Raw genomic sequence first — 9910 nt, forward strand, 5'->3', positions numbered from 1 at the left:
ACCGGGAGCCTCATCACGCGTTGGCGTACCCGCCGGGCGTGGGAGAGCTCGAGGCGGCGGAGCGGGCCGGGGAGGCAGAGCACGCGGTGGCGGAGCACGCCGGGGAGGCGGAAGCCGCCGCAGTGGCAGAAGATGCCGAGGCCGTCGGCCGGCCCGCACGGGCCCCGGCAGAGCGTGCCCACGGGGCACAGCCCGCCGGACGGGCGGAGAGTGCCGAGGAGGCGGAGCACGCCGTACCGGCCGCGCGCGCCGGGGAACAGCGGACCGGAGAGGCGGAGAACGCAGGCGAAGCAGAGCGGGCCGACCGGGCACAACGCGCCGTACCGGCACAGCAGGCCGCACGGGCGGAGAGTGCCGAGGGTGCCGTCGATGTCGGGAGCCGCGATCTCCAGGGCCTCTTCGAGGCCGCGCTGGGGCAGTTGGGGCGGGCTGTCGAGTTGTTCGGCGTGCTCGGCGCGGAGGGGCTGCACGGCCGTACCGGTGCCGAACTCGCGGCGGGCCGGCTCGCGGCCGACCTCGGCCGGCCCGCCGAGGCGGCGGCACGCGCGCGTGCCGTGCTCGCGGCCTACGAGGGCGCCGACGACGGGGACGAGACCGTGCGGGAACGGCGAGCGGAGGCCGCCCGCCTGCTCCGGCCCGAGCGGTGAGGCGGCGTGCTCACTCCACGCCGATGAGCAGCAGCGTCCCCTGGCGGCCGCCCCGGTACACGACCGTGTCCACGGCGAGGTAGCACTCCCGTACGCGTGCCTCCAGGTGCTCGGCGACCGCCTCGGGCGCCTCGTCGCCGACGACGAGGGTGACCAGCTCGCCGCCGGCCTGGAGCATGCGGTCCAGGACGGTCCCGGCGGTCGCGGTGACGTCCGGGCCGATCACCGCCACATCGCCGTCGATCAGGCCGAGGACGTCGCCGGCCTGGCAGATGCCGGCCGTCGTCCAGGACTCGTGCTCGGCGACGACCACCTCCGCGTACCGGGTGGCGCCCGCCGCCGAGGTCATCTGGACGACGTCCTCGTCGAACCGGCGCCGGGGCTCGTGCACCGCGAGCGCGGCGATGCCCTGCACCGCGGAGCGGGTGGGGATCAGGGCCACCCGGATGCCCTCGGCGCGGGCCTGCTCGGCCGCCGCGGCGGCCGTGTGGCGCAGTTCGGCGTCGTTGGGCAGCAGGACCACCTCACGCGCGTGGGCACGCCGTACCGCCTGCACCAGCTCCCCGCTGGCCGGCGGCTCCCCCGGGCGCGCGAGCACGGTGGTCGCGCCCGCCTCGGCGTACAGCCCGGCCAGGCCCTCCCCGGGCACGACGGCGACGACGGCCCGCTGGGCGCGCTCGCGCGGCGGACGCTCGCCCCCGGTGTGCACGTCGCCGAGCCCGAAGTGCGTGATCCGGATGCGGTACGGCCGCCCGGCCTCCACGCCCGCCTCCACGGCGGCGCCGGCGTCGTCGACGTGCACGTGCACGTTCCACAGCCCGTCGCCGCCGACGACGACCAGGGAGTCGCCGAGGGCGTCGAGCCGGGTGCGCAGCCGGGCCACGGCCGCCTCGCCGGCCTCCAGGAGGAAGATCACCTCGAAGGCGGGACCGTCCGTTTCGGCCCCGTCGGCGCAGGGCTCCGCGGCGAGCAGTGCCTCCGCGCGCGCGGACCCCCCGGAATCCGTGTGGACGCCGGGTTCGTCGGAGGCGGCGTCCGGGGTCTTCGGGACGTCCCGCACCGCCTCGCCCGTGCACGCCTCCACCAGTGCCCCCAGCACCGCCACCAGCCCGCGTCCGCCCGCGTCGACCACCCCGGCCCGCTTCAGGACGGCCAGCTGGGCGGGGGTCGCCGCCAGCGCCGTGCGGGCGCCCTCGTAGGCGGCCCGCGCGATGCTCCCGCAGTCGCCCTCGGTCCCCTCGGCGGCGTCTGCGGCGGCCGAGGCGACCGTGAGGACGGTGCCCTCGACGGGGTGGGCCACCGCCTGGCGGGCGGCGTCGGCGGCCCGCCGCAGGGCGAGCCGCAGTCCCGAGCCGTCGCCGCGGGAGGCGTCGCCGCCGTCCGCGAGCACCTGGGCCATGCCGCGCAGCAGCTGCGCCAGGATCGTCCCGGAGTTGCCCCGGGCGCCGATGAGCGCCCCGTGGGCCATCGCTTGCACCGCGTCCGCGAGGGACGGCTCCGCGGAACCCGTCTCGTACCCGGCGAACACGGCCTCGACGGCCGTCGCGGCCGACTCCAGGGTCAGGTACAGGTTCGTCCCGGTGTCCCCGTCCGCCACCGGATAGACGTTGATCGCGTCGATCTCCTCGCGCGCGCGTCCCAGCGCGCGCAGCGCCAGACCGCACCAGGTGCGCACCGCGAGAGCATCGAAGAATGTCTGCGGCACCTGCGCCACCTGCGCCTCCCTGAGCTGGCTGGACGTGGGACGCAGCGTAGACCCCGGGGTGGTGTGCACCGGAAGTGGGCCGGGAGCGGGGCCGTGATCTGCCATGGTAGTTTCGTTGTACGGACGCAGTCGTTGTATGCTGCTCCGGTTGCCCGATCCTGATCGGGCCATTCCCCTGGCAACGCCACTCAAGATCTCAGGTCTCACGGCCTTGATCCCGGCATGCCGGGATCAACCGTAAGTGCATCTGAAGTCTTTGGAGTGACCCGTGGCTGCCAACTGCGACGTCTGCGGCAAGGGGCCGGGCTTCGGCAACAACATCTCGCACTCGCACCGCCGTACGTCCCGCCGCTGGAACCCGAACATCCAGCGTGTGCGTACCGTGGTCGGCGGGACGCCGAAGCGCGTGAACGCCTGCACCTCGTGCATCAAGGCCGGCAAGGTCTCGCGCTGACGCCAACAGCTGAGCGCGCGGCCACTGCTGGTTCGCTGCACTGAGCCGGTCCACCTCACGGTGGGCCGGCTTTTTGCCGTACCCGCGCCGTACCCGCGCCGTACCCACGGAGTCGGCCGCGGGGTCAGCCGCGAAAGCGCCACCCGTGGTCCACCGGCCCGATGCCGGCGCCCAGCGCGAATCCCGCCGCGATCGCCCCGGTGACGTACTCCTTGGCCGCGGTGACCGCCTCCGGCACGCTCAGCCCCTTGGCCAGACCCGACGCGATCGCGGACGCCAGCGTGCAGCCCGTGCCGTGGGTGTGCCGGTTGTCGTGGCGCGGGGCCCGCAGCCAGTGCTCCGCCGAGCCGTCGGTCAGGAGATCCACGGCGTCCCCGGACAGATGGCCGCCCTTGATCAGCGCCCAGCGCGGCCCGTACTCCAGCACGGCCGCCGCCGCCCGGCGCAGATCCTCCTCGGACTCGACCCGCACCCCCGTGAGTTGGGCCACCTCGTCCAGGTTGGGCGTGGCCACCGTCGCGACCGGCAGCAGTCTGGTGCGGACGGAGTCCAGGGCGGTGGCCGCCAGCAGCGGGTCGCCGTGCTTGGAGACGCCCACCGGGTCCACCACGGCCGGCGCGTCCGTGCCGGAGATCAACTCGGCGACCGCCTCGACCAGTTCCGCCGAGGCCAGCATGCCGGTCTTCACGGCCTGGACGCCGATGTCGTCCACCACACTGCGGTACTGGGCCCGTACGGCCGCCACGGGCAGCTCCCAGGCGCCCTGCACCCCCAGGGAGTTCTGCGCGGTCACCGCGGTGATCACGCTCATCCCGTGCACGCCGAGCGCCAGCATCGTCTTCAGGTCCGCCTGGACGCCGGCGCCGCCGCCGGAGTCCGAGCCCGCCACGGTCAGCACGCGGGGGATCACGACTCGATGTCCCCGAAGTGGTCCCAGCCGCCCTTGCTGGTCCAGGGTGCCCCGTCGACGGTCACCTGGGGCAGCGCGGAGGGGTTGAGCACCTCGCCGATCACCTTCCAGCGGGCCGGGAGTTTGGTGTCCGGCGGGAAGGTCGCCACGATGGCGTGGTCCTCTCCCCCGGTCAGCACCCACTGCAGCGGATCGACGCCGACGGCCTGCCCGATGTCGTTCATCTGGGACGGGATGTCGATCGTGCCGGAGCGGATGTCGATGCGGACCTTGCTGGCCTCGGCGATGTGCCCGAGGTCGGCGATCAGCCCGTCGCTCACGTCGCACATCGCGGTGGCGCCGAGCGCCGCGGCGGCCGGGCCCGCGTGGTACGGCGGCTCGGGCCGCCGGTGGGCCTCCACGAAGGCGCGCGGCGAGCGGAAGCCGCGGGAGAGCACCGCGTAGCCGGCCGCGGACCAGCCCAGCCAGCCCGTGACGGCCACGAGGTCGCCGGGCTGGGCGCCGGCCCGGGTCACCGGCTCCTGGTTGCGCATGTCGCCGAGCGCGGTGATCGACACCATGATCGTGTCGCCGCGCACGACGTCCCCGCCGACCACGGAGGCGCCCGCGACCTGGCACTCGTCACGCAGCCCGTCCATCATCTCGCTGGGCCAGGTGACCGGGAGTTCGGCCGGGACGACCAGACCGAGCAGCAGCGCGGTCGGTACGGCGCCCATGGCGGCGATGTCCGCGAGGTTCTGCGCGGCCGCCTTGCGCCCGACGTCGTAGGCCGTGGACCAGTCGCGGCGGAAGTGCCGCCCCTCCAGCAGGATGTCGGTGCTCGCCACCACCCGGCGGTCGGGCGCGGCGACCACCGCGGCGTCGTCGCCGGGGCCGATCCGGACCGCCGGGGTGGTGGTGAGACGGGAGGTGAGCTCCCTGATGAGCCCGAACTCCCCGAGCTCACCAACAGTGCCCTTCATGTCCCTTGCTCCCCTTTTCTGCCTTGCCGTGCCCACTCGCGCGTCATCAGTGTCCCCGATACCGTCGAGGTGACCCCGATACGGTCCGGATGACCGTCGGTACGGTCCGGATGACCGTCAACTTCCGTCGTGCCTGCACCCTGGCGCGCAAGCCCGGTTCCCGCAGGTCTCCCCGCGGGGAGCGGCAACGCGATACCGTGGCGTTCCTTTTCCCCACATGATCCTCGTGGCCGCCCTGGAGGTTCCGTGGTACAGGCGTACATCCTGATCCAGACGGAGGTCGGCAAGGCGTCGACCGTCGCCGAGACGATCAGCAAGATCCCTGGAGTGATCCAGGCCGAGGACGTGACGGGACCCTATGACGTCATCGTGCGCGCTCAGGCCGACACCGTCGACGACCTCGGTCGCATGGTGGTCGCGAAGGTCCAGCAAGTGGACGGCATCACCCGCACCCTGACCTGCCCGGTCGTGCATCTGTAGCCCCCGTCTACCCTTGGCCGGTGAACTTCTTCCGTCACCGGCCTCTCGGCCTGCTCGCGCCGGCCCTGCTGATCGCGGTCGCGGGCTGCTCCACGGCAGACGACAGCGGCACGGTCGCGGTTCCCCGCCCCGACGCGAGGACCGCGCCTCTGTGCCGGTCCCTGCACGAGGTGCTGCCCGGGAAGGTGGACGGGCAGCGCCGCGCCGACCCGGAGCCCCGGTCCGTCTACACGGCGGGCTGGGGAGGCCCGGCGATCATACTGCGCTGCGGGATCGTCCGGCCGCCGAAGATGGTCGATCCCAAGGTGGCCGAGGGCGACGACCCGAACGCGATCTCCGGCGGGGTCAACGGCGTGGACTGGCTGATGGAGAAGCAGGGCGACGGGACGTGGCGGTTCACCACGGCCAATCGCCTGGCGTATGTGCAGGTGACGCTGCCGAAGAAGCGGTCCGGGCCGGACGACAGCGCGCAGGTCCTGACGGACCTGGCCCCGGCCGTGAAGAAGGCGATCCCGAAGGGGATCGCCTCCATGCGGTGATGTCCGGGACGGTCAGCGCAGCCCGGTCGGGCGGCGCAGCGCGGCCTGCACCAGCCGGTCCACCAGCTCCGGGTAGCCGATGCCGGTGGCCTGCCACATCTGCGGGTACATCGAGATCGGCGTGAAGCCGGGCATGGTGTTGATCTCGTTGATGACGAACTCGCCGTCCTCGGCGAGGAAGAAGTCGGCGCGGACCAGGCCCTCGCAGGAGGCCGCCTCGAACGCCTCGACCGCGAGCCGCCGCACCTCGGCGGTCTCCTCGTCGGTGAGCGGCGCCGGGACGATGCCGGGCGTCGAGTCGATGTACTTGGCGTCGAAGTCGTAGTACGCGTGCGCGTCCGGCGGCGGGATCTCGGCCGGCACGGAGGCGCGCGGCCCGTCCTCGAACTCCAGGACGCCGCACTCGATCTCGCGGCCGCGCACGGCGGCCTCGACGAGGATCTTCGGGTCGTGCGACTGGGCCTCGGCGATCGCCTCGTCCAGGCCGGAGAGGTCGTCGACCTTGGTGATGCCGATCGACGAGCCCGCGCGCGCCGGCTTCACGAACAGCGGCCAGCCGTGCTCGCCGGCGAAGTCGATGATCTTCTTGCGGGCGGCGGACTCGTCCTGCGCCCACTCGCGGGGCCGGATCACCACGTACGGGCCGACCTTGAGGCCGAAGGAGGTGAAGACCCGCTTCATGTACTCCTTGTCCTGGCCGACGGCCGAGGCGAGCACGCCGGCGCCCACGTAGGGCACTCCGGAGAGCTCCAGGAGGCCCTGGAGGGTGCCGTCCTCGCCGTAGGGGCCGTGGAGCACCGGGAAGACGACGTCGACCTCGCCGAGCGCCTTGGGCACCGAGCCGGGCTCGCTGTAGACGACCTCGCGGCTGGCGGGGTCGACGGGGAGCACCACGCCGCCCTCGTGCGACTCCGCGAGCTCGTCGACGGTGGGCAGGCGGCGGTCGGCGATGGCCATCCGCTCCGGTTCGTCGGCCGTCAGCACCCAGCGGCCCTCCCGGGTGATGCCGATCGGCAGGACGTCGTACTTGGTCCGGTCGATCGCGCTCAGAACGGCGCCGGCGGTGACCATGGAGATCCCGTGTTCGGAGCTGCGCCCGCCGAACACGACGGCCACGCGGGGCTTGCGGGACGGCTGCTCAGGGCTCTGGGGGAGGTTCTCGGTGCTCATATCGCGTTGAGAGTACCCGGTGGTAGAGCCCGGATACAGCGTCGACTCAGGGGGTTCGCTCAGCGTCGCTCGGGCTTCGCGCTGCGCGACATCAGCTCCTTGAGGGCGACCACCGGGGGCTTGCCCTCGTGCACGATGCCGACGACCGTCTCGGTGATCGGCATGTCGACGCCGTGCCGGCGGGCCAGATCCAGCACGGACTCGCAGGACTTGACGCCCTCGGCGGTCTGCCGGGTGACCGCGATGGTCTCCTGGAGGGTCATGCCCTTGCCGAGGTTGGTGCCGAAGGTGTGGTTGCGGGACAGCGGCGAGGAGCAGGTGGCCACCAGGTCGCCGAGGCCCGCGAGTCCGGAGAAGGTCAGCGGGTCGGCGCCGAGCGCCATGCCGAGCCGGGTGGTCTCGGCGAGGCCGCGCGTGATGAGCGAGCCCTTGGCGTTGTCGCCGAGGCCCATGCCGTCGGCGATGCCGACCGCGAGGCCGATGACGTTCTTGACCGCGCCGCCGAGTTCGCAGCCGGTCACGTCGGTGTTGGTGTACGGCCGGAAGTACGGCGTGTGGCAGGCGGCCTGGAGGCGCCGGGCGACCTGCTCGTCGGTGCAGGCGACGACCGCCGCGGCGGGCATGCGGGCGGCGATCTCGCGTGCCAGGTTGGGTCCGGTGACGACGGCGATCCGGTCGGCGCCGACCTTGGCGACGTCCTCGATCACCTCGCTCATCCGCATGGTGGAGCCGAGTTCGACGCCCTTCATCAGGGAGACGAGCACGGTGCCCGGCGCGAGCAGCGGGATCCACTCGGCGAGGTTGGCGCGCAGGGTCTGGGAGGGGATCGCGAGCACGGTGAAGTCCGCGTCCCTGAGGGCCTCGGCCGCGTCCGAGGTGGCGCGCAGGTTCTCCGGGAGCTCCACGCCGGGCAGGTAGTCCGGGTTGGTCCGGGTGGAGTTGACCGCCTCGGCCAGCTCCGGGCGGCGGGCCCACAGGGCCACCTCGCAGCCGGCGTCGGCGAGGACCATGCCGAAGGCGGTGCCCCAGGAGCCGGTGCCCATGACGGCGGCCCGCACAGGCTTGCTCACTTGCTCTGCTCCTCTTCCTGCCTGTCCTGGTTCTGTGCCTGGGTGCGGCGGCGCTGCTCGATCCGCTCGCGGCGGGGGTCGTAGGGCGTCTCGGGCGCCCGCTCGCCGCGGATCTCCTCCAGCAGGCGGGTGATGGCGGCCATGATGACCTCGGTGGCCTCCTTGAGCAGCTCCGGGGTCATCTCCTGGTCGTAGAAGCGCGACAGGTCCACGGGCGGGCCCGCCAGCACCTGGTGGGTCTTGCGCGGGAGGAGGTTCGGCTTCTTCGCGTACGGCGGCAGCAGTTCGTTGGCGCCCCACTGGGCGACCGGGATGACCGGGCACTTGGTCTGCAGGGCCACGCGGGCGGCGCCGGTCTTGCCGGTCATGGGCCAGCCGTTCGGGTCGCGGGTGAGGGTGCCCTCGGGGTAGAAGGCGACGCACTCGCCGCGCTCCACGGCGTCGATCGCGGCGCGGAAGGCGCTGAGCGCGTCCGTGCTCTCGCGGTAGACGGGGATCTGCCCGGTGCCGCGCATGGCGGCTCCGACGAATCCCTTCTTGAATAGCCCGCTCTTCGCCAGGAATCGCGGAACCCGCCCGGTGTTGTACTGATAGTGCGCGTACGCGAAGGGGTCCACGTGGGAATTGTGGTTCACCGTGGTGATAAATCCGCCCTCGGCCGGAATGTGCTCCATTCCACGCCAGTCCCGCTTGATCAGAACCACCAGTGGCGGTTTGCAGATCACCGCGGCGAAGCGGTACCAGAAGCCGATTCTGCGGCGGGGCACAAGGACACCTTCCTCTAGGGGGCTGCCACCTCGGCGGGGGCCGCACAAGTGTCGCCCGGGGCCGCCGGTCTGTCGAGAACACCGTACGCCCCGCCATCCGTGGCGTCGGCTGCCGCGGGTGACAATGAGCGCGACAAGAGAGGGACGGTACGCCGGTGCACTGGACGTTGGTCATCCCCCTGAAGCCCCTGGCACGGGCCAAGAGCAGGCTCTCGGACACCGCGGCCGACGGGGTGCGCCCTGGACTGGCCCTCGCGTTCGCCCAGGACACGGTGGCCGCCGCGCTGGCGTGTGCGGCGGTGGCGGATGTGGCGGTCGTCACGGACGACGTCCTGGCCGCCCGGGAGCTGGCGGCGCTGGGCGCGCGGATCGTCCCGGACACCCCGGCACGGGGCCTGAACGCCGCCCTGCAGCACGGCGCCGACGCCGTACGGGAAATGCGCCCCTGCGCACCCGTCGCCGCCCTGAACGCCGATCTGCCGGCGCTGCGTCCGGCGGAGCTGGACCGGGTACTGGCCGCGGCAACGGAATTCCCCCGGGCATTTCTCGCCGACGCGGCGGAACTCGGCACGACTTTGCTGGCCGCGTCGCCCGGCCGGGATTTGCGTCCCGCCTTCGGCACCGATTCCCGTTCCCGGCACCGGGCCTCGGGCGCGGCGGAACTCGGGCTCGCGGACGTCGATTCGGTACGGCAGGACGTGGACACCGGTGACGACCTGCGGGCGGCGCTGGCGCTCGGGGTGGGGCCGCACACGGCGGCGGTGTCGGCGGGGCTGCTCATCCCGGGCCCGGAATCCGGCTGAACGGGCGCGGGGAACCGCGTGACCGGCCACCGGTGCGCCCACGGCCCGGACACGGTCCCGCGGCCCCACGGCGGCACCCGCGTCCGGGAGGGACACTAGGCTGGCCGTCATGCAGGCGACCGCGTACACCTACGACCCAGACACCCGCAGCGGCCAGGTACTTCTCGACGACGGCACGCCCCTGCCCTTCGACGCGGCGGCGTTCGACCGGGGCGCGTTGCTGCTGCTGCGTCCCGGACAGCGGGTGCGGATCGAGACGGAGGGCGCGGGCGACGCCCTGCGGATCACCCTCGTAACCCTTCAAACCCTGTAACTGCCCTTACACACGCCGCGTGATCCGGTCCCCGATCTGCCCGGCCTCGCCGAGGTGAAGCCGTGGACGAGCCGCGAGGCCACCAGCGCC

11 protein-coding genes and 1 pseudogene are annotated in these 9910 nt (G+C 73.0%); 6 read left to right on the forward strand and 6 right to left on the reverse strand.

What is annotated here, in order from left to right; translation table 11 throughout:
* Positions 1-647: pseudogene (locus tag ACWEN3_RS32995) on the forward strand (hypothetical protein); the annotation flags it as partial.
* A 10-nt stretch (positions 648-657) separates the two neighbouring features.
* Here the strand turns inward: ACWEN3_RS32995 and ACWEN3_RS33000 are convergent.
* Positions 658-2361 carry a DAK2 domain-containing protein gene (locus ACWEN3_RS33000; protein ID WP_452978338.1) on the reverse strand — a complete coding sequence of 568 codons (1704 nt, stop codon included), beginning with the start codon at positions 2359-2361 and terminating at the stop codon, positions 658-660.
* Between the two features lie 259 nt (positions 2362-2620).
* Here ACWEN3_RS33000 and rpmB point away from each other — a divergent pair, with 259 nt between their 5' ends.
* On the forward strand, positions 2621-2806 hold the full coding sequence (gene rpmB, locus ACWEN3_RS33005; protein ID WP_003993230.1) for a 50S ribosomal protein L28: 186 nt from the start codon (positions 2621-2623) through the stop codon (positions 2804-2806).
* 124 nt (positions 2807-2930) lie between these two features.
* On the opposite strand, the gene thiD is transcribed toward rpmB, so the two are convergent.
* Positions 2931-3716 (reverse strand): bifunctional hydroxymethylpyrimidine kinase/phosphomethylpyrimidine kinase, encoded by a 786-nt coding sequence (gene thiD, locus ACWEN3_RS33010; protein WP_452978341.1) that lies wholly within the window; start codon positions 3714-3716, stop codon positions 2931-2933.
* On the reverse strand, positions 3713-4678 hold the full coding sequence (locus tag ACWEN3_RS33015) for a thiamine-phosphate kinase (protein ID WP_452978344.1): 966 nt from the start codon (positions 4676-4678) through the stop codon (positions 3713-3715). Before ACWEN3_RS33015 ends, thiD begins: the two co-directional genes overlap by 4 nt.
* Positions 4679-4924: 246 nt before the next feature.
* On the opposite strand from ACWEN3_RS33015, the gene ACWEN3_RS33020 reads away from it, so the two are divergent.
* On the forward strand, positions 4925-5158 hold the full coding sequence (locus ACWEN3_RS33020; protein ID WP_003997603.1) for an Lrp/AsnC family transcriptional regulator: 234 nt from the start codon (positions 4925-4927) through the stop codon (positions 5156-5158).
* A 20-nt stretch (positions 5159-5178) separates the two neighbouring features.
* Positions 5179-5697 carry a DUF3515 domain-containing protein gene (locus tag ACWEN3_RS33025; protein ID WP_452978347.1) on the forward strand — a complete coding sequence of 173 codons (519 nt, stop codon included), beginning with the start codon at positions 5179-5181 and terminating at the stop codon, positions 5695-5697.
* A gap of 12 nt (positions 5698-5709) precedes the next feature.
* On the opposite strand, the gene ACWEN3_RS33030 is transcribed toward ACWEN3_RS33025, so the two are convergent.
* From ACWEN3_RS33030 to ACWEN3_RS33040, 3 genes are read right to left on the reverse strand one after another with little or no spacing between them, the layout of a single operon-like run.
* Positions 5710-6867 carry a D-alanine--D-alanine ligase family protein gene (locus tag ACWEN3_RS33030; RefSeq protein WP_452978349.1) on the reverse strand — a complete coding sequence of 386 codons (1158 nt, stop codon included), beginning with the start codon at positions 6865-6867 and terminating at the stop codon, positions 5710-5712.
* A gap of 59 nt (positions 6868-6926) precedes the next feature.
* Complete coding sequence (locus ACWEN3_RS33035; protein ID WP_452978352.1) at positions 6927-7937, reverse strand: NAD(P)H-dependent glycerol-3-phosphate dehydrogenase; 1011 nt, start codon at positions 7935-7937, stop codon at positions 6927-6929.
* A complete protein-coding gene (locus ACWEN3_RS33040) occupies positions 7934-8704 on the reverse strand; it encodes a lysophospholipid acyltransferase family protein (RefSeq protein ID WP_452978355.1) in 771 nt (256 codons plus the stop codon). Before ACWEN3_RS33040 ends, ACWEN3_RS33035 begins: the two co-directional genes overlap by 4 nt.
* A 155-nt stretch (positions 8705-8859) precedes the next feature.
* Here ACWEN3_RS33040 and cofC point away from each other — a divergent pair, with 155 nt between their 5' ends.
* The gene (gene cofC / locus ACWEN3_RS33045) at positions 8860-9507 is read left to right on the forward strand and encodes a 2-phospho-L-lactate guanylyltransferase (RefSeq protein WP_452978358.1); all 648 of its coding nucleotides are present in this window, start codon (positions 8860-8862) and stop codon (positions 9505-9507) included.
* Positions 9508-9616: 109 nt separating this feature from the next.
* Positions 9617-9820: a hypothetical protein gene (locus ACWEN3_RS33050; protein ID WP_452978361.1), complete on the forward strand. Its 204-nt coding sequence runs from the start codon at positions 9617-9619 to the stop codon at positions 9818-9820.
* Positions 9821-9910 lie beyond the last annotated feature (90 nt).

The organism is Streptomyces sp. NPDC004561 (assembly GCF_053602155.1).